21 protein-coding genes are annotated in these 20,035 nt (G+C 66.5%); 6 read left to right on the top strand and 15 right to left on the bottom strand.

Annotated elements, in window-relative coordinates; translation table 11 throughout:
* Positions 1-122: 122 nt before the first annotated feature.
* Positions 123-1,067 (bottom strand): glucosyl-3-phosphoglycerate synthase, encoded by a 945-nt coding sequence (locus tag OSB52_RS18410; protein ID WP_266063015.1) that lies wholly within the window; start codon positions 1,065-1,067, stop codon positions 123-125.
* Positions 1,064-2,086, bottom strand: coding sequence for an alpha/beta hydrolase (locus OSB52_RS18415; RefSeq protein ID WP_372474960.1), 1,023 nt, complete (start codon positions 2,084-2,086; stop codon positions 1,064-1,066). The genes OSB52_RS18410 and OSB52_RS18415 overlap by 4 nt, the downstream gene beginning before the upstream one ends.
* Positions 2,087-2,387: 301 nt before the next feature.
* On the opposite strand from OSB52_RS18415, the gene OSB52_RS18420 reads away from it, so the two are divergent.
* Both OSB52_RS18420 and OSB52_RS18425 read left to right on the top strand, forming a co-directional pair.
* Positions 2,388-3,809 (top strand): condensation domain-containing protein, encoded by a 1,422-nt coding sequence (locus tag OSB52_RS18420; protein ID WP_266063016.1) that lies wholly within the window; start codon positions 2,388-2,390, stop codon positions 3,807-3,809.
* A complete protein-coding gene (locus OSB52_RS18425; protein WP_266063018.1) occupies positions 3,809-5,590 on the top strand; it encodes an MFS transporter in 1,782 nt (593 codons plus the stop codon). The genes OSB52_RS18420 and OSB52_RS18425 overlap by 1 nt, the downstream gene beginning before the upstream one ends.
* A gap of 31 nt (positions 5,591-5,621) precedes the next feature.
* On the opposite strand, the gene tsf is transcribed toward OSB52_RS18425, so the two are convergent.
* Together tsf and rpsB are read right to left on the bottom strand one after the other, a co-directional pair.
* Positions 5,622-6,446: a translation elongation factor Ts gene (tsf, locus tag OSB52_RS18430; protein ID WP_266063019.1), complete on the bottom strand. Its 825-nt coding sequence runs from the start codon at positions 6,444-6,446 to the stop codon at positions 5,622-5,624.
* Between the two features lie 89 nt (positions 6,447-6,535).
* A complete protein-coding gene (gene rpsB, locus OSB52_RS18435) occupies positions 6,536-7,354 on the bottom strand; it encodes a 30S ribosomal protein S2 (RefSeq protein WP_235722272.1) in 819 nt (272 codons plus the stop codon).
* Between the two features lie 363 nt (positions 7,355-7,717).
* Between rpsB and OSB52_RS18440 the strand changes: the two genes are divergently transcribed.
* Positions 7,718-8,272: a murein hydrolase activator EnvC family protein gene (locus OSB52_RS18440; protein WP_266063020.1), complete on the top strand. Its 555-nt coding sequence runs from the start codon at positions 7,718-7,720 to the stop codon at positions 8,270-8,272.
* On the opposite strand, the gene OSB52_RS18445 is transcribed toward OSB52_RS18440, so the two are convergent.
* Positions 8,220-9,188 (bottom strand): tyrosine recombinase XerC, encoded by a 969-nt coding sequence (locus OSB52_RS18445; RefSeq protein WP_266063021.1) that lies wholly within the window; start codon positions 9,186-9,188, stop codon positions 8,220-8,222. The genes OSB52_RS18440 and OSB52_RS18445 overlap by 53 nt on opposite strands.
* Before the next feature lie 91 nt (positions 9,189-9,279).
* On the bottom strand, positions 9,280-10,143 hold the full coding sequence (locus tag OSB52_RS18450; protein WP_266063022.1) for a siderophore-interacting protein: 864 nt from the start codon (positions 10,141-10,143) through the stop codon (positions 9,280-9,282).
* 231 nt (positions 10,144-10,374) lie between these two features.
* On the opposite strand from OSB52_RS18450, the gene OSB52_RS18455 reads away from it, so the two are divergent.
* Complete coding sequence (locus OSB52_RS18455; RefSeq protein WP_235722276.1) at positions 10,375-10,899, top strand: TetR/AcrR family transcriptional regulator; 525 nt, start codon at positions 10,375-10,377, stop codon at positions 10,897-10,899.
* Between the two features lie 31 nt (positions 10,900-10,930).
* On the opposite strand, the gene dprA is transcribed toward OSB52_RS18455, so the two are convergent.
* The 4 genes from dprA to OSB52_RS18475 form a co-directional block, all read right to left on the bottom strand.
* The gene (dprA, locus tag OSB52_RS18460) at positions 10,931-12,055 is read right to left on the bottom strand and encodes a DNA-processing protein DprA (protein WP_266063023.1); all 1,125 of its coding nucleotides are present in this window, start codon (positions 12,053-12,055) and stop codon (positions 10,931-10,933) included.
* Positions 12,055-13,590, bottom strand: coding sequence for a YifB family Mg chelatase-like AAA ATPase (locus OSB52_RS18465; RefSeq protein ID WP_266063025.1), 1,536 nt, complete (start codon positions 13,588-13,590; stop codon positions 12,055-12,057). The genes dprA and OSB52_RS18465 overlap by 1 nt, the downstream gene beginning before the upstream one ends.
* Positions 13,587-14,024, bottom strand: a complete 438-nt coding sequence (locus OSB52_RS18470; RefSeq protein WP_266063026.1) for a YraN family protein — start codon at positions 14,022-14,024, stop codon at positions 13,587-13,589. Before OSB52_RS18470 ends, OSB52_RS18465 begins: the two co-directional genes overlap by 4 nt.
* A gap of 108 nt (positions 14,025-14,132) precedes the next feature.
* On the bottom strand, positions 14,133-15,404 hold the full coding sequence (locus OSB52_RS18475; RefSeq protein ID WP_266063027.1) for a hypothetical protein: 1,272 nt from the start codon (positions 15,402-15,404) through the stop codon (positions 14,133-14,135).
* A gap of 160 nt (positions 15,405-15,564) precedes the next feature.
* Here OSB52_RS18475 and OSB52_RS18480 point away from each other — a divergent pair, with 160 nt between their 5' ends.
* Both OSB52_RS18480 and OSB52_RS25185 read left to right on the top strand, forming a co-directional pair.
* Positions 15,565-15,987, top strand: coding sequence for a hypothetical protein (locus OSB52_RS18480; protein WP_266063028.1), 423 nt, complete (start codon positions 15,565-15,567; stop codon positions 15,985-15,987).
* 10 nt (positions 15,988-15,997) lie between these two features.
* Complete coding sequence (locus OSB52_RS25185) at positions 15,998-16,627, top strand: DUF3558 family protein (RefSeq protein WP_372512450.1); 630 nt, start codon at positions 15,998-16,000, stop codon at positions 16,625-16,627.
* Between the two features lie 61 nt (positions 16,628-16,688).
* Here OSB52_RS25185 and OSB52_RS18485 read toward each other — a convergent pair whose 3' ends face one another.
* The 5 genes from OSB52_RS18485 to OSB52_RS18505 all read right to left on the bottom strand — a co-directional run bounded on the left by OSB52_RS18485 (position 16,689) and on the right by OSB52_RS18505 (position 20,026).
* Positions 16,689-17,000: a DUF2469 domain-containing protein gene (locus OSB52_RS18485; protein ID WP_235722282.1), complete on the bottom strand. Its 312-nt coding sequence runs from the start codon at positions 16,998-17,000 to the stop codon at positions 16,689-16,691.
* A complete protein-coding gene (locus OSB52_RS18490) occupies positions 16,990-17,682 on the bottom strand; it encodes a ribonuclease HII (RefSeq protein ID WP_235722283.1) in 693 nt (230 codons plus the stop codon). Before OSB52_RS18490 ends, OSB52_RS18485 begins: the two co-directional genes overlap by 11 nt.
* Positions 17,683-17,712: 30 nt before the next feature.
* Entirely contained in the window at positions 17,713-18,597 is an 885-nt protein-coding gene (gene lepB, locus OSB52_RS18495; RefSeq protein ID WP_266063029.1) for a signal peptidase I, read from the bottom strand.
* An 18-nt stretch (positions 18,598-18,615) separates the two neighbouring features.
* Positions 18,616-18,957: a 50S ribosomal protein L19 gene (gene rplS, locus OSB52_RS18500; protein ID WP_235722285.1), complete on the bottom strand. Its 342-nt coding sequence runs from the start codon at positions 18,955-18,957 to the stop codon at positions 18,616-18,618.
* A gap of 79 nt (positions 18,958-19,036) precedes the next feature.
* On the bottom strand, positions 19,037-20,026 hold the full coding sequence (locus tag OSB52_RS18505) for a hypothetical protein (protein ID WP_266063030.1): 990 nt from the start codon (positions 20,024-20,026) through the stop codon (positions 19,037-19,039).
* Positions 20,027-20,035: the final 9 nt, after the last annotated feature.

Raw genomic sequence — 20,035 nt, forward strand, 5'->3', positions numbered from 1 at the left:
AATATCGTACGTCCCGGCGTGAGGTGTTCGATGACATGCGGCGTCACAAACCGTTCACAAGGGCACCGAAGGACCCCGACCTGCTGTTCGGTGGCGGGCCGCGGGGTGGAGGCGGCGCGGCGTCAGCGACTGCCGACGGCGGCCAGGACGGTCCGCATGGGTGGCCGGTCGTCGAGGACCGGATACGACCGACGGATGGTATGACTGCCGTCGGCCATCACGAACTGGGTCAAGGCACTTCCCGAATCCTCGACACCGACGCGAGCGAGTAGCGTCGCGACGATCTGTCGAGCCATCGGCCCGAGTTCGTGCAGGGGGCGGTTGCGATGGATGCGGGTGCCGAGGTCGATCTGACCGATGGCGTCGATGCCGAATTGCTCCACCGTGTCGAGGATGATGCCGATCTCCACCCCGTACCCGGCTGCAAACGGGATCGAGGTCAACAGTTCACGTGTGCCGGCGTACTCCCCGGCCAGCGGCTGGATCAGCGCGCCGAGCTCGGGCCGCAGCGCGGCGAGCAACGGCCGTACCACGAGCTCGGTGACCCGACCGCCTCCGGCGGGATCGACGCCTGCCGCGCTCAGCAGCGGCCGACGGTAATAGCCCTTGACGAGATGCAGTTCGGGCACCATCAGCAGCGGCGCGACCAGACGAGGGACGTACCCGGGGTCCGGCGAGACGAGGTCGCTGTCGACAAACACCACCAGGTCGCCACAGGTGGTGGCCAACGACCGCCACAAGACCTCACCCTTCCCGTCGAGCACCGGGACATCCGGGAGAGCCGACTGCCGGGTTTCGACACGTGCACCGGCGGCCGCCGCGCTCGCCATGGTGTTGTCCGACGACCCCGAGTCGACGACCACGATCTCGTCGACAAGTCCGCCGAGCAGAGGCGTGATGCTCGCGACCACCGACGCGACCGTGGCCTCCTCGTCGAGCGCGGGCAGCACCACCGACACCGTCCGGCCGTCCTTGCGGTCGATGAGCTCGTCGACGCTCCAAGGCAGGCGATCCCAGGTGTTGGTCTCCAACCAGGTGGCCGAATCCTGCATCCCCGCGATCGTCATCCCGCCAACGCCTCCTCGAATTGCGGCCAGGCCCGGTGGAGTTCGTCCTGCCAGTACGGCCAGGAATGCGTGCCACCGGCATAGAGGTGGAAGGTGGCCGGCACGCCGAGGGCACGCATGCGTTGCTGGAGGTTGCGAGTGCACTGCGCGGTCGCCGTCTCGATCACGGCGCCCACCGCGAGCTGATCGAACAGCTTCATTCCGTCTCCGTCGATGCCCGGTCCGTCGAGGGTGTCATAGCGTCCGGGCGCCCCCGACCCGTTGGACACGTAGATGGATTTGCCGCGGAAATCCTCGACATGCAGATAGGGATCATTGGCTGCCCAGGCCGGATCGGAGGGCGGGCCCCACATGTTCAGTGTGTTGCCGCCGCCGCGACCTTCCACGACCATTCGGACCACCGCCTGCCCGACCGGATCACTGGTCTGCGCGCAGCCGCTGAACGATCCGAGCGCCCGATACCGCTGCGGCGCATGCAGTGACAGCTGGAAGACGGAGGTGCCGGCCATCGAAATGCCGGCGATCGCGTTACGCCCGTTCCCGTCGAAACGGGTGTCGATGACCGCCGGTAGTTCGGCGGTCAGGAAGGTGGCCCACCGCTGGCGGCCCAGTGTCGGGTCGACGCGCTGCCAGTCGGTGAAGTAGCTGGCCGCACCACCCATCGGCACCACGACGTTGACGCCGCGCCCGGTGAAGAAGGATCGGATGTCGGTCTGATCGAACCAACTGCTGCCGCCCTCCCCGCCGGCGGCGCCGTTGAGCAGATAAAGGGTCGGGGCGGGCCCGTCGGTCGCTGCGGGCAGCACCTTCACCAGCAGGTCAGCACCCATCGACGGCGAACGGACGGTCACGTCGACTTCCCGGCTCGGCTGCACCTGCTCGGCCACAATCCGTGCGATGCGCGGGTCGGCCGATGCCACACCCGGCCACACCTGCGCCGTCATCGCCGACGCGATCGCGGCCAACACCGCACACCACACGACCGTCCGTGTCGGGCGTGCACCGCCCTCGGGTCTCATCACTGCGGTCCCCCAAGATTCGATCCGCCGGGCTCACATTCCAGATTCGAGTCGGAGTGTGCCCCACCCCCACTCACGTTCGTGGGAACAATGGTGGAGATCACAATTAGGACAATCGACCCAGACAGTCGAACATGTTGTGAAACAAGACCTTTCAGAGTCAACTCCTTGATTGTCACGCGATGCCGACGGTACGGTCACAGCGTCGTCGAGTGATCTGGCACACACGGCGCCAGCCGACGGCCCCGGGCGCACTGCCCGCAGTCACACAACGCTGATGCGCAATGAAATGAGGTGCGAGATGGTCAGTTTCGGACTCATCGACGAATGGGATCCCCGACCCGGCCGGGTGACGAGTTGGGTCGCCGCACCACAGACGGTCGCCGCCGCCGAACACGCCCCGGATCATCACGTCCCGCCGTCGCACCAGCAGGAGGAGTACCTGCGCGCCGCGCAACGCAACCGGGATGCCTGCTTCCGCTTCTCCCGCCTCTGCCTGATCGCCTTCGACATCCAGGCACCGCTCGACACCGAAGCGATGACCACGGCGCTGACCACGTTCCTGCGCCGTCACGACACCTTCCAATCGTGGTTCGCCGTCGACGATGACGGTGTGGTGTCCCGGCACGTGATCGACCCGGAGATCATCGAACTCGCCCACGCAGCTCACGGAGAGCTTCCCAACGCCGCGCAGATACGTGAACACGTGCAGGCGGAGACCCCCGGCCCGTTCCGTTGGGATTGCTTCAGCTTCGGCGCCATCGAGTGGGAGGGCGGGTTCACCCTCTACTGTGCGGTCGACCACCTCAACACCGACGGCATCTCCCAGGCGATGACCTGCGTCGACCTGATGACGCTCTACATGAATGCGGCGTTCGGTATGGAGAATCCACTGTCTCCGGTCGGCAGCTACGTGGACTATTGCGCGCGGGAACGGGCGATCTCACGCACGCTGAGCCGACACTCGCCGCATGTCCAGCGCTGGGTGGAGTTGGTGCAGGCACACGGCGGCAGCCTGCCCCGGTTCCCCCTGCCACTGGGCAAGGAGTCCGACACCCACACCCGTAGCGCGCATCTGACCACGACCGTTTTCGACGAACCGGCAGCGCAACGGTTCGAAGATGTCTGTCGCGCCAACGGCGCCAACGTCACTGCCGGCCTCATGGCCGTCGCAGCAATGGCCTACGCCGACTTCACCGGTGAGTCCGACTACCTCGGGATGACCCCGAAGAGCACTCGAGCGGCGGGCCCCGAACTCAACTCGGTCGGCTGGTTCACCAGCCTGATCCCGGTGCCGCTCACCGTCGACGGTGCGGCGAGGTTCACATCGATGGCGACCCAGGCGGGACACAGCTACGCGGCCGGCAAGGAGCTGACCGACGTGTCCTTCCATCGCGTCCTCGAACTCGTCGAGCCCGCCGACGGCATCCACGTCTCGCCCGGCTGGTCGGTGCCGATGATCTCATACGTCGACGTCCGCAAGCTGCCGGGTGTGGAGATGTTCGACGCGATCAACGGCTGCCTCTACGGCAACCGCGGCAGCAGCGAGGAGGTGTTCCTGTGGATCAACCGATTCCAGGACGTGACCTCGATGACGTTCCTCTACCCCGACACCGAGATCGCACACGTTTCGGTCAAGGAGTACATCGAGAAATTCATCGGCATCATGACCGCTGTCGCGACTGACGGCGACCACGTGTTGAGCGCCCCAGCGCTGGCGTGATGACGGGAACCGATGTCGCCGAATCACATTCGGGGAAATCGGGGGCGCGACGCTCAAGCGCGCCGCGCGAGGTCACGGCGTCCGGGCGGTCGGCGGCACTCGCACTGACCGGATGTCTGGTCGGCGTGTTCATGCAGATGCTCGACACGACGATTGTCAACATCGCCTTGCCCGACCTGACCCGCGAGCTCGGGGCGTCGACGTCGGAGCAGCTGTTCGTCCTCAGTGTGTACACACTGGCGTTCGCATGCACACTGCTCACCGCCGCGACCCTCGGCGGCCGACTCGGGCGGCGACGGGTGTTCGTCGGCTCGGTCATCGCCTTCGTCGTGACGTCGATGGCGTGTGGGCTCGCACAGAACCCGCTCGAGCTGATCGTGGCGCGGGGCGCGCAAGGGGTCAGTGCGGCGTTGATGTCGGCGCAGACACTAGCGTTGATCGCCGCGTTGTTCCCCAAGAGCCGGCATCCACTGGTGTTCGGTGTCTACGGTGCGGTCGCCGGCCTCGCGGCCATGCTCGGTCCGGTCATCGGCGGCGTGCTGGTGACCGCGGACATCGCCGGCTGGGGGTGGCGGACGATCTTCTTCGTGAATCTGCCGATGGGTGTCGCGGCATGCGCGCTCGCGTGGCGACGACTGCCGCAGCTGCGCGATCGGCCGGCGACCCGGATCGATCTGGCCGGCGTCGCGTTGTCCAGCGTCGGACTGTTCCTGCTGCTGTATCCCTTGGCGGTCGGCCGTGAGATGGGATGGCCGCCGCTGCTCTGGGTGTTGTTGGCACTCGCAGCTCTGATGCTCATCGCGTTCGTCGGGGTCGAGAAGCGCCTGCTCCGTGGCGGGGGCACACCGTTGTTGCGGTTGGACTTGTTCACCTCACGACGATTCGCACTCGGCCTGGTGCTGTCCCTGTTGTTCTTCAGCGTGTTCGCCGGGTTCTTCTTCACAGTGTCGATCACCACCCAGTTCGGCCTCGGATACTCCGCGTTGCGAACCGGGCTGCTCGCGCTCCCGTTCGCGATCGGGGGCGCGCTGGGTTCGGTGGCGTCGCCGCAGGTCGTGTCGCGGATCGGCGCTGCCCGCACACTGGCACTCGGCGCGTTACTACTCGGTGTCGGTCTGGCGTGTCTCGCTGTGGTCCTTCGCCCGGAGACCGCGATGTTGTCGGTGCCCGCGGCCATCGCCCCGCTGGTGGTGGGCGGGCTGGGTACGGGTGTGTTCGTCGCACCGTTGCAGACGACGATTCTGGCCGACACGTCCCCGGAGACCGTCGGATCGGCGTCCGGATGTGTTCCCACTGTCCAGCAGATCGGCGCCTCGATTGGCCTCGCCGTGGTGACGGTGTTCTTCTTCGGTCAGGTCGCCTCGCAGGCCGAGACGGCGGTGTCATCGGCGCGTACCCAGCTGACCGCCGAGCTGCGCGACAGCCCGGTCGAACCCATCTTCCGCGAGCCGGTGACCCAACGCTTCGCCGACTGCGCCTCGGCACAACTCACCTCGGCCCATCCCGAACGGCCGGCCGCGGGCTGCCAACCCGGCGGCGGGGACACCACCGGTATGGCGGCCACAATCGCCGCACAAGCCGGCCCGCAGCTGCACCACGCCACTCGCACCGTCGTCGCACACAGCTTCGTGGGCGCATTCGTCGCGACCCTGTGGGTACTGGCGGGTGCCTGCGTGCTGATCGCGATTCTGTCGGGAACCCTGGGCCTGCGACGTCGACCCCGATTGGGGTCGGGGTATCAGAACCGGGGCCACACAGCACGAACCCCGCGCCACCGGTAAGTGACGCGGGGTTCTGCGGTCTGCGACCGGCTCAGGCCTGGCCGACCTCGAAGCGGGTGAAACCGTTGATGGTCACGCCGGCCTCGTCGAGGAGAGCCTTGACGGTCTTCTTGGAGTCCTGGACCGACGGCTGGTCGAGCAGCACGACGTCCTTGTAGAAACCGTTGACGCGGCCTTCGACGATTTTCGGCAGTGCCTGCTCGGGCTTGCCCTCTTCCTTCGCGGTCTGCTCTGCGATACGACGCTCGTTCTCCACGATGTCGGCGGGGACCTCGTCGCGGGTGGCGTACTTGGCCCGCAGCGCGGCGACCTGCATGGCGGCGCCACGCGCAGCCTCGGCCGCGTCGTCGCCCTCACCGGTGTAGGACACCAGCACACCCACGGCGGGCGGCAGGTCGGAGGCACGCTTGTGCAGGTACACCGCGACCGGTCCGTCGTAGTAGGCGACGCGACGCAGTTCGAGCTTCTCACCGATCTTCGCCGAGAGGGCCTGCACGGCGTCGTCGACGGTGCCGTCGCCGAGCTTCGCGGCCTTCAGCGAGTCGAGGTCGGTGGTCTTCGCCGACGCGGCGACGGCGACGATCTTGTCGGCGAGTTCTTGGAACTCGGCATTCTTCGCCACGAAGTCGGTCTCGGAGTTGATCTCCACCAGGGCGCCGTCCTTGGCGGCCACGAGGCCCTCGGCGGTGGAGCGCTCGGCGCGCTTGCCGACGTCCTTGGCACCCTTGATGCGCAGCTCCTCGACGGCCTTGTCGAAGTCGCCGTCATTGTTGGCCAGCGCGTTCTTGCAGTCCAGCATTCCTGAGCCGGTGAGCTCGCGGAGACGCTTCACATCGGCTGCGGTGTAGTTCGCCATCGTTGGCGAGCCTCCTTAGAGAGAGTGTGTCGATGCCGGTCGGGTCGCGACCCGACCGGCATCAGGACCGGGTGAGGTGATGCGACCGGTTACTGGGCGGCCGGTGCGGTACCGGCTTCGCCACCCGCGGGAGCGGTGGCCTGGGTGAGCAGCTCCTGCTCCCACTCGGCCAACGGCTCGCCGCCGCCCGCCTCCGGCTTGGAGTCATCCGACGACTGGCCGGCGCGGGCCTGCACGCCCTCGGCAACGGCCGAGGCGACCACACGGGTCAGCAGTGCGGCACTGCGGATCGCGTCGTCGTTGCCCGGGATCGGGTAGTCCACGAGATCGGGATCGCAGTTGGTGTCGAGGATCGCGATGACCGGGATGTTGAGCTTGCGTGCCTCACCGACAGCAATGTGCTCCTTGTTGGTGTCCACCACCCAAACGGCAGACGGCACCTTGGCCATATCTCGGATACCACCGAGGGTGCGCTCGAGCTTGTTCTTCTCACGCGTGAGCATGAGGATTTCCTTCTTGGTGCGACCTTCGAAACCACCGGTCTGCTCCATGGTCTCGAGTTCCTTCAGGCGCTGCAGGCGCTTGTGGACGGTCGAAAAGTTGGTGAGCATGCCACCGAGCCAGCGCTGGTTGACGTACGGCATCCCGACGCGGGTCGCCTCTGCGGCGATCGACTCCTGCGCCTGCTTCTTGGTGCCGACGAACAGCACGGTGCCACCGTGGGCGACGGTCTCCTTGACGAACTCGTACGCCTTGTCGATGTAGGTCAGCGTCTGCTGCAGGTCGATGATGTAGATGCCGTTGCGGTCGGTGAAGATGAACCGCTTCATCTTCGGGTTCCAACGGCGGGTCTGATGCCCGAAGTGTGCGCCGCTGTCCAGCAGCTGCTTCATGGTCACGACAGCCATGTCGTCACTATCCTTTGTGTGCAGTTGATGTCGACACCGGTTGATGCCGACCCTGGCGCCTGCAACCGTGGTGGACCCGGCGGCGGAACCGCTCCGAGACCGCCCACCCGGCGGCGTGGACCGCGTCGTCACAGGTGACGGCGGCCGCTTCGCAGGCGCGCGAAGTCACCTCATCGATCTGCGATGAGGTGCGTGAGCGAGTTTACGCCGGTCAGCTGCAGAAAACCAAAACCCGGCAGCCGCCCCCGTGACCGGCGTCTCGCACATCCACGGGAGCCAACCGGCGCGCTCGTGCGTCTGAAAGACATGGCGCCCCTGTCTTCGCGATTCCGAGGTCGATGGTCACCCACGCTGCGCGTGCTGATGACCGCCATCGGCGAGCTCTGCGTGGTCACCCTGCTGCTGTGGCTGCTGCCCGCGATCGCATTCGGTGACGCCACCCGCTTTGTCGCACCGATCCCCTCGCCAGAGGTGGTGCGCGGCTTCGATCCACCGGAGCAACGGTGGCTTCCCGGGCATCGCGGGGTGGACCTCACGGCAACTCCTGGCGCCGCGGTACGCGCGGCCGGTGACGGCCGTGTCCGGTTCGCCGGGGAGGTCGCCGGACGCCCGGTCGTTTCGATCCGGCACACCGACGACCTGATCACCACCTACGAGCCGGTCCGGGCGTCGGTACGCGAAGGTCAGTCGGTGCGTCGCGGCACGGTGATCGGAGTGGTGGTGGCGGGTCATGTGGGGTGCCCGGCAGTGGCCTGTCTGCATTGGGGTGCACGGCGCGGCAGCGGTCGCGCGGCGGTGTACCTGAACCCGATGGCGTTGCTCGGCGCCGTCCGGGTACGACTCAAGCCGGTCGAACCGGACGATGTCAGGCTCTCGGGTGGGCTTGGCGATGCACGGCCCGCAGGCGTTCCACGCTGACGTGGGTGTAGATCTGGGTGGTCGCCAGCGACGAGTGTCCGAGAAGTTCTTGCACGACCCGCAAATCCGCTCCGCCCTCGAGCAGATGCGTGGCGGCGCTGTGCCGCAGACCGTGCGGGCCGATGTCGGGCAATCCGGCAGCCTGCACCGCGCGGTGCACCACGCTACGGGCCATCCGCTGGTCGAGGCGCCCACCCTTGACGCCGAGCAGCAGTGCATCGCCGGACCGCGTGGTCGCCAGCGTCGCGCGTCCGTCACGCAGCCATAGGTGCAACGCCCGGGCGGCGGGATCGCCGTAGGGCACCGATCGTTGCTTGTCGCCTTTGCCGATGACCCGCAGCACTCGCCGATCGGTGTCCACATCGCCGAGGTCGAGTCCGCACAGCTCACCGACTCGGATGCCGCTGGCGTAGAGCAACTCCAGGATGACTGCGTCGCGCAGGGCGACGGCGATGTGCACAGGATCGGTCTCGCCGTCGGCAGCGTCACCGCCGGTCACGGTGCCGACCGCCGACACGGCGGCCGCGGCCTGATCCTGACCCAGCACGGTCGGCAACGTCCGGTGTGCTTTGGGGGCCTGCAATCGGGTCGCCGGGTCGTGCTCCAGCACTCCTTCACGAACGGCCCACGCGCAGAATGCCTTTGCCGAGGAGACCTGACGCGCAACAGTGGTCCGGGCCGCGCCGCGGCGGGTGTGGTCGGCGAGCCAGCCGCGCAACAACGCCAGATCCATCGCGGTGATCGCAACTCCGCGCGCACCCGCGAAGGCCACCAGGCCCCGAGTATCACCGACGTAGGCGCGAACGGTGTGCTCGCTGAGTCCCTTCTCGTAACGGAGATGGGTGGTGAAGTCGTCGAGGAGCCCGTGGCCATCCACAGTGGACGACGAATTTCGGGTGTTGGACCGGTCGGTCATGGTCCGACCCAAGCGGCTTGGCGGGCCGGGCGCAACCGGCCACGCGGGTCGTTGCCGGATCGTGGCCGCCGACGCGGCGAGCTGCAGGCGTTCAGGCAGGCGCGCCGGCCGCTTCCTCTGCGGCCCGTAGTTCCGATTTCCACTCCCGGAAACCCTCTTCTGTGCGGCCCCGGCGCCAGTACCCGGAGATCGACGCGTTGGCCGCACTCACGCCACGTTCCTTGCGGACGTAGGCGCGAAGGTTGTGCATCACTGCCTGGGCCTCACCGTGGATGAACACCTGCGGTTCCCCGTCGAGCCAGTCCGCGTCGCGGACCGCGCTGATCAGCGGTGCGTTGTCGCCGGCCCGTTCGTCTGCGACCTCACCGGCCGCGCCACCTCGATGCACCCAGACAATGTCGGCCCCGGGCGGGGCGGTCAGCTCGATCTCGTCCTCGGGTCCGGCGACCTCGACGAAGACCTTTGCGATCGCGTCCGCCGGCAGCGCCTCGAGGGCAGCGGCCACTGCGGGCAGACCCGCCTCGTCGGCGGCCAGCAGGTGCCACGGGGCGTCGCCGCGCGGCCGGTAGCCGCTACCCGGGCCGAGGAAGTGGATGGTGGTGCCGGCCACGACCCGCGCTGCCCACGGGCCGGCGATACCCTCGTCGCCGTGTACGACGAAGTCGACCGCGATCTCGCGCGCCGCGAGGTCGATTGCCCGGACCGTGTAAGTCCGCAGCACCGGTTGCTCGCGCGAAGGCAGCAGTCGGATCATCTTGCGGTCGAAGTCGCGTCCGCGGTACGGCTCACCGTCGGGCCCGAAGGCGAGCTTGATGTACATGTCGGTGTCCCAGCTCGCCGGCTCCCCCGCTGGGACGAAGTCGTCGAAACCGTTGCCACCGAGATACAGCCGGACGATGTGCGGGGTCAGCTGCTCGCGACGTAGCACCGTCATCACGTTCAGATTCTTGGCCATGAAGCCTCCTCTCCGCGACCACAGTACGCCCTATTAGGTAAACCTAACCAGAACGGGACGTCGGGCGACGTCCCGTTGGCACCGAGCTGCCCAGCGACCTGCACCGCGCCCGCACCGGCGACGGTGGTGATCTAATCTTGGACTTCAGGTCGTTGAATATCTGTCTCACCAGTCCGAGCGAGGGAAGTCATGCCGGAGTCGTCGTCACCCAGACGAGGGTCCCGCCTCACTGTGGACGATTGGCTCGACGCGGCGATGCAGGTGCTGATGAGTGACGGTGTCGGTGCCATCAAGATCTCCCGTCTGTGCGACCGGCTCGGGGTCACCAAGGGCAGCTTCTACTGGCATTTCACCGACATCTCGGCGTTGATGACGGCGCTGTCAGATCATTGCCGTGGGATCGAGGAAGCGGCCCGGCGGACGCTCGCCAATCTGCAGGAGTTGCCGCCGGTCGAGCGAATCCAGTCGATGGGCGAACTGGTCAGCAATACCCGCCGCCGTTCGGTGGAGGCAGCGGTACGTGCGTGGGCCGAGACCGACCCCGAGCTCCAGGCGGCGGTGGTGGCGCTCGATCACACGACATTCGATGTCGCACAGGACGCTTTCGTGGAGCTGGGTTTCTCGCCGTTGGACGCGCACGCGCGCGCCACCGCGCTCGTGTACGTCGGGATCGGCTACATGCAGGGCGGCGAACGAGTCGAGGCGCCCACCGAGGACGACAAACGCATCTTCGTCGAGATGCTGATCCGTAGATAGGACGAGCAGCAACTCGCCGTCGGGTGTCTGGTCATGCCAGCCGCCACGCACCGTCGACGTTGACGACATGACCGCTGACATCCATGTGAGCCAGCGCCGACCTGACCCGGGCGGTCTCGAGGCCCGCCGAGAAGGCGATCTCTTCGATCGTCACCGACCCGCGTGCGGGTATCGCGTCATGCACCCGCTTGGCTTCCGGCGACAACGCGTCAGTGGACCGCACCGGACCTCGCTCCATGTCCCCACTGCCATCCGGGGCAGCCAGCGCGATCACCGCCTGCGGGTCGATGATGAGCGCGGCGAGCCCCTCGGCGATCAGCTGATGACATCCGATCGACGTGGCCGAGGTGACGGGCCCCGGGACCGCGCCGAGCGGACGACCGAGTTTGCGCGCCCAGGCAGCGGTGTTCGCAGCACCCGACCGTCGACCTGCCTCAACCACCACCACAGCTTTCGACATCGCCGCGACCAGCCGATTGCGGGTGAGGAACCGATGCTTCGCAGCTGTGGTGCCCGGCGGATACTCGGAGACCACGAGCCCGCTCTCGGCGATCTGGTCGAAGAGTCGAGCATGTCCTGCCGGGTAGTCGCGGTCGATTCCGCAGGCCATCACGGCCATCGTCTGGCCGCCACAGGCCACCGCCGCGCGATGCGCCGCGCCGTCGACGCCGAAGGCCCCACCCGAGACCACCGCCCAGTTCTCCGCGACGAGCCCGCCCGCCAACGTCGAGGTGACCTGTTCGCCGTAGCGTGAGGCCGCCCGCGACCCGATCAGCGCGATGCCGGTGGACGCCACCTCGTCGAGACGGGAGGTGCCGCGAACCCACAAGGCGAGGGGTTCGCCGCCACGAAATGCGGTGTCGGCCTGACCGAGCGCCAACAAGGGCCAGGCGGGCCACTCCGGGTCGTCTCGGGTCACCAATCGGGCACCGATCCGCGCGGCAACGTCCAGATCCTGCGCCGCCAGATCGGTGTCGGCTCGGGCAGCCGTCGCCGTCAGAACCTCGTCGTGGCCGTGCGGCACCGAACGGGCACGGATAGCGGCAGCCGTCTCGATAGGACCGAGCTCATCGCACAGCGACAGCAGCGGAGCGTTGGGTGGCTCGACAACCCGGGCGAGGTAGGCCCAGGCACGCAGTTCGGTGTCGTCGGTCATCAGCACCCACCACGGTCGCGATAGAGCAACGCCTCGGCGACCTCCGTCTCGCCCGGCTGCGTCAGCCCTTTCAGGTCTCCCAGCGTCCAGGCCAACCGGATTGCCCGGTCGGCGCCGCGCGCGGTCACACGTCCGTCCCGTAAGAACAACTCGATCGGACGCAGAGCCGACGGTGACAGCCGAAAACGCTGCCGCAGAGCCGAACCGGGAACTTCGGCATTGGTCAGCCACCCGTGACATCCCCACCGATCCAGCGCCGCACGACGAGCGGCCGCCACACGGTCCCGGACGGCGGTACTGGATTCCTCGGCGTCCGACATCAATGCCGTATTGCCTGGCGGGTCCATCCTTACCCGTATGTCGACGCGGTCCATCAGCGGTCCGGACAGCTTCCCCAGGTAGCGTCGCCTGGCAACCGCCGAGCAGATGCAGTCGATGTCGTGCGCCGGGGCGCACGGGCACGGGTTGGCGGCCATGATCAGCTGAAACCGCGCCGGGTAGGTGGCCACCCCGTCGCGTCGCGAGACCCGGACCTCCCCTTCTTCGAGCGGTTGGCGCAAGGCGTCCAACACTTTCGGCCCCATCTCGGCACATTCGTCGAGGAACAGCACTCCTCGGTGCGCCCGGGATACTGCACCCGGCCTGGCCATCCCGGTACCACCGCCGAGCAGCGCCGTGGTGGAGGTGGTGTGGTGTGGGGCGATGAACGGTGGCTCGGTCACCAACGGGCGACCCGCACGTAGGGTACCGGCGATGCTGTGAATGGCGGTCACCTCCAGCGATTCCTCGGATCCGAGCGGCGGGAGTATCCCCGGCAGGCGTCGCGCCAACATCGTCTTACCGATGCCAGGCGGCCCGGTCATCAACACGTGATGCGCTCCCGCCGCGGCGATCTCGAGCGCGTGGCGCGCCTCGGACTGACCCACCACCTCGGACATGTCGTGATACTCGATCGGCGGCGGGAGGGATTCACTCTCGGTCACCGTGTCGAGGACCGTCTCGCCGGCCAGCCATCGCACCACTTCTGTGAGGTTCTCCGCGCCGCCGATCTCCAGGTCGGTCACCAATGTGGCCTCTGCGACGTTGGACATCGGCACGACCGCATGGGTGAAACCGTGATCGCGGGCGTGTTTGAGCGCAGGCAGCACGCCTCGGACCGGTCGGAGCCCGCCGTCGAGTCCGAGTTCTCCGAGGAACACCGTGCGTGCGGTGCGCGAGACCGTGACCTGCTTGGTCGCGGCCAGGATCGCCAGTGCCATACCGAGATCGAAAGAGGACCCGGCTTTGGGGAGGTCGGCCGGTGCGAGCGATACCGTCACCTTGAGATCGGGGAACTTCAGCCCGCTGTTGCTGATCGCGGCGCGCACCCGGTCTTTGGCCTCTCGCAACGATGCGTCGACCTTGCCGTTGACGACGAAGCCGGGCAAGCCGTGTCCCACGTTGGCCTGGATCTCGATCTGATTGGCTTCGAAAGCGTTGAGCCCCACCGACTGGATCGAACCCAGCCCGGTCGTCAGGCGCGGGTCGTCGGTCATTCGAACACTCCCCGGTGGTGGCGCACCCTCGCGCGGTCGAGCGCCAACGGTTCGTGCGGGTCGAGTTGCACGCTGATGATGTCGAACCGGATACGTGACCACCAGCGGTCGCGGTTGCCGGCGAGCCATTCTCGGGCCAGGCGGCGCATGCGTGCCAACTTGAGTGGTGTGACCGCGGCGACCGGATCGTCGAAGACCCGCGAGGCCCGTGTCTTGACCTCGACCACCACCAGTTCATCGGCGTCGGCAGCGATGATGTCGAGTTCCCCGAAACGGTTACGCCAGTTGCGATCCAGTACTCGCCAACCGAGTTCCACCACGAAGTCGGCGGCCAGATCCTCACCGCAACGGCCGATCTCGGCTGTGCTCGGTCGAGTCCGCGATGAGTTCCGAGCAGACGGTGGATCGGACGGCCGGGATGGGTTCTCGCTCATGAGAGCAGCATCGTCGGGTGAGGCCGCGAATCAGCCTGTACGACGATGTCCGGTGCAGATCTGTGGACAGAGCACCCCTGTGGACAGCCGGTCCGGGGGCGGCACGGGTCAGAGCTTGAGGTCTCGGTCCGGGTGGTCGTCGGGTTCGGACGACGACGCGGCATCGTCGGAGGTGGCCGGCGTGATCGGTTGTGGTGGTGCCCAATCGCCGATGACCGGGGGGCCCACCAGTGGCAGGGTGCCGACGATTTCGGCACCGTTGTCGGTGGTGTGCAGATAGTGTGCGGATTTGTGCTCGGTGTTGTTGGGCCCGCGGCCGCGGCTGCCGCCATGGGGTGCGCCCATCGGAGCCGCACCCGCTCGGCTCGGACCGGCACCGACCGGCGTCGTCGTCGCGGAGGTGCCCGACGTGGGCGCAGCTGTGGGCATTGCGGCCGACAAGCGGCGAGACAGTGCCGCGGGATTCGCTCCGCTCGAGCCGCTGGACCCGCCGGCCGAAGAACCTCCCGCGCCCCCACTGCCCGCGAGTTTTGCACCACCCGCGCCGGCGGCCGCACTGCCGGGCATCATCATCGCGGACGGTGACACCGTGCTGCTCGACGAGTCGGGGCTGCCAAGTCCGCCACGGGTCAAGCTGTCGGGCCCATCTCCCCCGCCGCCGCCGTTGCCACTGCCCTCGCCGAGGGACAGCGGGGAGTCGCCGGCTTTCGCCGAGTCTGCCTGTGGCACGGGATCGGTGGAGGTACCGCCGCTCGGCGGGGCCGTCGGTTCCTTCGTAGACTGCGAACCGTAGTCACCCAGATCGGTGGCTGCGGCCGCCGAGGACCACGCCGCTGCGCTGGGGCCACCGCTGCTACCGGCCCCGCCAGCCGATCCCCCGGCACCTGTTCCGGCCAGTAGACCGTCGGCTCCGGTAATGCCGGCCAGACCCAGGCCATCGCCGGCCGAACTCATCGGACCGTTGTAGGTTTCGGTCATCAACAGCCCCGCCCTGGTCATGGCGCCGAATGCGTCGCCCAACGGGTTCAGGAGCTCGCCCTGAAGTTCCATCAGCGACCCACGCTGGGCCTGCGAGGCCAGCAAGACCGACTGGGCGTTCACGAGCGCGTCGATGCCAGGCTGGGCGTTCGCCGCCGCGGACACGATGTCGCTGGAGATCTGCCGAGCCGCGTCCTCGCTGGAGCTCGCCGCGACCCCCTGCAGGCCGTCACCGCCGAACCGGTAGAGGTGTTGCGCCGCCTCGTGAGCTGCGGAGATGGCCTGGGCCAGCGCTTGGGCGTCGGCAGCCGCCGACTCGGGACCCATTGACTCCAGACGCGACAAGATCTGCTGAATCGCGACAAACCAATTGGTGTTGCCGCCCCCGACCGCCCCCGTCATCGCCCCTCCGTCCCGACTCGACCCACGGACATCCGTGCCACCGGATCTGGCCCGCTATGCTACAGACACTTGGAGCGGATCACGCCACACCGCTCGCAAGCGTTGACGCTTGGAACCACATCGGGGGTCTGTGCGTCCAAACCAACGTGGGGAGGAAACCGTGAGCGGCGGACAAAAGGCGTCCGACTATGTCCTGGAACCCTGTGTCGCGATGCCCGAGGTCACGCGTGCGCCGGATCAGAGGGACTGGGGGCAGGCAGTAGATGGGATTGGTGTGCTTTCCGAGAAGGGGATGTGGGAGGCGCGGGCGAAGGCGGCGGACGATGCGGCGGAGAAGCTTCGCGACTGCCTCAATACCGTGTCGCAGATCGCTGCAGCAAACTACTTCGGGCGAGACTGCCAAGAAGGCGGATTCCTGAGGGACCGCCTCAGATCGAGTATCACAAGTGACGCTGGATGGGCTGCCGCGATAGACCTGCAAATTAGCGAACTGATGAAACTCGCACAGAAGTGCGCAGAAGCAGCAGAAACCCTCGAATCACAGGACCGCTCGTCGGCGGGCAATTTTGCAGAGAAAAGGTAGACCATCGCGAATGGGAAACCGTGGATGGTTTGCAGCGCTAGTTGCACTTGCCGCATTGACAGCCAGCTGCTCACAGCCCAGAGATCTGACACCAGAATCTGCCCCTGTGGATTCGACTAACCCCACTGGGTCATACGTTCGACAGACGGACTCAGATGGTCTCCCCCTCCCGTTCGTAAACAGAATGCCGAAGCGATGGAACTCCTCAAACGACGGCTCGCCCTATGAGCCGTGCACGGCAATGGATCAAGGTACGGCCGCGGAACTAGGCTTAGACCTTAATTCGGTAAAGGACGCCGCCAAAGTCGACGGGCAAACGCTGAGAGGGTGCGAATGGCGATACATTGACGCCGAGGAGTGGTCATGGTCTGCCTACCAAATGGTGGCAGATTACGACGGCCTCGCCGACTATAAGAGTTTGAACCCGACATTCAATTGGCTTGAGAACCAAGAAGTTGATACACGTAGCGTGGGAGTTGCCTCCTTGAACTCTGGGCAATGCTTCACGTACGTGCAGTCCCTGGATTCCGGGGTCGTCACCGGGGTGGGTTATGCCGGTCTCCCCAAACCCCCACTCACCGAAATCTGCCAACGCGCAATCGATCTCACCGAGGCAACTATCGACAAAATCCCGGAGTAGCCCGATCCGAGTGAGGTGAACGTGCCGGAAAACAGCACGTTCTACTCAGTCGCCGGGGAGGTCACGGTTCGTCGGGGAGGCGGAGTTCGGGCTTCTCGAGTTCCTCGATGTTGACGTCCTTGAAGGTGATGACGCGGACCTGCTTGACGAAGCGGGCGGGGCGGTACATGTCCCAGACCCAAGCGTCGGACATGCGGAGCTCGAAGTAGATCTCGCCCTCGGTGTTGCGCGGGACCAGGTCTACGGAGTTGGCGAGGTAGAAGCGCCGTTCGGTCTCGACCACGTAGGTGAACTGTCCGACGATGTCCTTGTACTCCCGATACAAGGAGAGTTCCATCTCGGTTTCGTACTTCTCGAGATCCTCAGCACTCATTCGTCAAGCCTATCGTGGTCGGGTCGGGGTCGGAGGTCACGCGGGAGGCGACATTCCGGTAGGACATTCGGTGTTGCTGCGACGGCCCGTGACGGTCGAGGCAGGCCATGTGATGTGCGGTGCTGTAGCCCTTGTGGACGGCGAAATCGTAGCCGGGCAGGTCCTGATCCATCGCCACCATCAGCCGGTCGCGCGTCACCTTCGCGATGATGCTCGCGGCGGCGATGCAGGCGGCGGCACCGTCCCCGCCGATCACCGGCAGCGACGGAACGGTCAGTCCTGGCACGACGAAACCGTCGGACAACACATAACCCGGGGTCACATCCAGGCCGGCGATGGCCCGCCGCATGCCCTCGATGTTGGCGACATGGATGCCGATGCGGTCGATCTCGGCCGCGGGGATCACCACCGCATGCCAACTCAACGCGTACTTCGTGACCGCCTTGTAGAGCTGCTCGCGCGTGGCCTCGGTCAGTCGCTTGGAGTCGTCGAGATCGGCGAGCGAGGCCAGCTGCGTGGGCTTGAGTACACACGCGGCGACCACCAGCGGCCCGGCACAGGCGCCGCGGCCTGCCTCATCGACCCCGGCGACAGGGCCGAGCCCGTTGCGGTGCAGCGCGAACTCGTAGGTACGCAGACTCGCTGCCCGTCGGATCGGGAATCTCGGCGGCCACCGGCTCATCGGTCGGGCTCCCACATCACAGGTCAGCTCTCATGACTGCGGGTTGTCCGAGGACACACCACCGATCCTCGAGAAGGGATAGATGATGAACTGCACCTTGCCGCGAATGTCACTGACCGGCACCGTGCCCTGGTACTCGTCCTCCATGTGGAACCGGGAGTCCGCCGAGTTCGCGCGGTTGTCGCCCATCACCCACACGTTGCCATCGGGCACCTTGACGGGACCGAAATCCGGCCCGAAGCACGCATTGGGCTGACCGTTCGGATTCGCCGCGAACTCGTTGCCGGCCGCCACGTCTTGGGCCTGCAGCGACTTGTCTACGTAGGGCTCGTCGAGTGGCTTACCGTCGACGGTGACACCCACGTTGTCGGAGTTGCGACACTCGACGGTCTGCCCGCCGGTGGCGATCACCCGCTTGACGAGGTTGTTCTCGTCCGGCGGCGCGAAGCCGAACCACGACAGTCCGTCCTGGATCTTGTGCACCACCGCGTTGTCCGACCGCGGCGACAGCCACGCCCCGTCCCAGGATTCGGTCGGAGCCTTGAACACCACCACGTCACCGGGTTCCGGCTCGCCGAAGCGATACGACAGCTTGTCGATGACGATCCGGTCGTTGGTGCACCCCGTACAGCCATGCAACGTCGGTTCCATCGATTCCGACGGAATCACGTACTGCCGTCCGACGAAGGTCTGCAGCAACCAGGTCAACAACAGCACACAGCCGATGATGATGACGGCTTCGCGCAGAAGCGAGCCACGCTTCTCCGGCTTGTCCTTCTTGCTGCGCCACGGACGCTCGTCGGGGTGCTCGCCGTCGTCATCCCAGCCGTAGTCCTCAGGACGCGAGGACGAATCGGCAGACGACCGCTGCGCACCGGGGTCGGGTTCGTTACCGGCGGAGTGAGAGTCGGCCACGTCGTCAGGGTAGACGGGTCAGCGCTTTTCCTTGATCTTGGCTGCCTTGCCGCGCAGATCGCGCAGGTAGTACAGCTTGGCGCGACGGACGTCACCGCGGGTGACGACGTCGATCTTGGCCAGGTTCGGGCTGTGCACCGGGAAGGTGCGCTCAACGCCGACGCCGAAGGACACCTTGCGCACGGTGAAGGTCTCGCGAACGCCGCCACCCTGGCGACGGATCACGACACCCTTGAACACCTGGACACGTTCCTTGGAGCCCTCGATGACCTTGACGTGGACGTCAAGGGTGTCGCCGGGGCCGAATTCGGGGATGTCGTCGCGGAGCGACTGCTTGTCGAGGAAGTCGAGGGTGTTCATCGTGGTTGATCCAATCTGGCGTATGCGCTGAACAGAGGAACCTGGCGGCCCCGCACATGTACCCCCGACAGGTCGGGAATCATCTGTGAGGTTCGACCGGTTCGTGCTCCGAGTCGTTGGGTGCGCCCGGATCAGGTCCGTCCGGAGCTCTCCTCCGAGTCGAGACATCGTCTCCAGGCAACCCGACTATTGTGCCAGAGATACCCCGGTGGGGCGAAATCGCCGGTGGCGGCGGTGCCGGATGAACTGTCTGATTCAACCGGTCTTCGGTGGCCGCGCGCACGTGTGGCAGCACATCGGGCGTGCCGGCGATGAGATCCTGCACCAGGATCTTGGCTCGGACAAACGGTCGGCGCAAGGTGCGTTCGCGGGCAATGGCTCGCTCGAGCTTGCGGGGCCGGGACAGATACCGCCAACGCGCCCACGGCGAGGTCGGTCGCGCCAGGCGCAACACCCCGACGATCAGCAGCGGCCAGGCGAACACTCCGATGACCCCGGTCCACACCTTTCCCTTGAGAACGACGAGCGCCGCCAACGCGAGATTCAGCGTGGCCGCCGCGACGTCGACGACGGCGGTTCGACCGACCCGCAGATCATCGAGAGCATCGAAATAGAGATCCAAGGGCCGGAAGCCCAGCAGGATCATGCCGGTCGCGGCCAGCGCGATGAAGACCGCGTCGACCGATGTGCGTCCCTCGTGTGACCAGTACACATCGCGCAGATAAAAGATCAGTGCGAACTCGTCGAGGATCAGGGCGGCGCCGACACCGAACAGCCCCGCCAACACCGTCATCACCGCTTGATCGCCACTGACTGCGAACGCGATCAGTCCGAGCCCCGACAGCAATGTCAGCACCACACCGAACACCATGTGATGGATGTGGGTATCGCCGGCGGTCACGTTCGAGAACCACCACCGCACGTCGGCGCGGATCAGGCGAACACTGATCCGAATCCCCACGAACCCGACGATCAGCCCGAAGAAGAACACCAGCAGGGGCAGCCGCCCACGATCGATGATGTCGTGGTTCAGCCAGTCCGAGGCCCCTCGGGTGAGCCAATCGTGCACATGCCCAGG

It is taken from the genome of Gordonia aquimaris, from assembly GCF_026262595.1.
In the GTDB taxonomy this organism is placed as follows: Bacteria; Actinomycetota; Actinomycetes; order Mycobacteriales; family Mycobacteriaceae; genus Gordonia; species Gordonia tangerina.

Coding starts and splice junctions, on each gene's coding strand:
- OSB52_RS18410 (WP_266063015.1), bottom strand. CDS start 1,067: ATGACGATCGCGGGGATGCAGGATTCGGCCACCTGGTTGGAGACCAAC.
- OSB52_RS18415 (WP_372474960.1), bottom strand. CDS start 2,086: ATGAGACCCGAGGGCGGTGCACGCCCGACACGGACGGTCGTGTGGTGT.
- OSB52_RS18420 (WP_266063016.1), top strand. CDS start 2,388: ATGGTCAGTTTCGGACTCATCGACGAATGGGATCCCCGACCCGGCCGG.
- OSB52_RS18425 (WP_266063018.1), top strand. CDS start 3,809: ATGACGGGAACCGATGTCGCCGAATCACATTCGGGGAAATCGGGGGCG.
- tsf (WP_266063019.1), bottom strand. CDS start 6,446: ATGGCGAACTACACCGCAGCCGATGTGAAGCGTCTCCGCGAGCTCACC.
- rpsB (WP_235722272.1), bottom strand. CDS start 7,354: ATGGCTGTCGTGACCATGAAGCAGCTGCTGGACAGCGGCGCACACTTC.
- OSB52_RS18440 (WP_266063020.1), top strand. CDS start 7,718: ATGACCGCCATCGGCGAGCTCTGCGTGGTCACCCTGCTGCTGTGGCTG.
- OSB52_RS18445 (WP_266063021.1), bottom strand. CDS start 9,188: ATGACCGACCGGTCCAACACCCGAAATTCGTCGTCCACTGTGGATGGC.
- OSB52_RS18450 (WP_266063022.1), bottom strand. CDS start 10,143: ATGGCCAAGAATCTGAACGTGATGACGGTGCTACGTCGCGAGCAGCTG.
- dprA (WP_266063023.1), bottom strand. CDS start 12,055: ATGACCGACGACACCGAACTGCGTGCCTGGGCCTACCTCGCCCGGGTT.
- OSB52_RS18465 (WP_266063025.1), bottom strand. CDS start 13,590: ATGACCGACGACCCGCGCCTGACGACCGGGCTGGGTTCGATCCAGTCG.
- OSB52_RS18470 (WP_266063026.1), bottom strand. CDS start 14,024: ATGAGCGAGAACCCATCCCGGCCGTCCGATCCACCGTCTGCTCGGAAC.
- OSB52_RS18475 (WP_266063027.1), bottom strand. CDS start 15,404: ATGACGGGGGCGGTCGGGGGCGGCAACACCAATTGGTTTGTCGCGATT.
- OSB52_RS25185 (WP_372512450.1), top strand. CDS start 15,998: ATGGGAAACCGTGGATGGTTTGCAGCGCTAGTTGCACTTGCCGCATTG.
- OSB52_RS18485 (WP_235722282.1), bottom strand. CDS start 17,000: ATGAGTGCTGAGGATCTCGAGAAGTACGAAACCGAGATGGAACTCTCC.
- OSB52_RS18490 (WP_235722283.1), bottom strand. CDS start 17,682: ATGAGCCGGTGGCCGCCGAGATTCCCGATCCGACGGGCAGCGAGTCTG.
- rplS (WP_235722285.1), bottom strand. CDS start 18,957: ATGAACACCCTCGACTTCCTCGACAAGCAGTCGCTCCGCGACGACATC.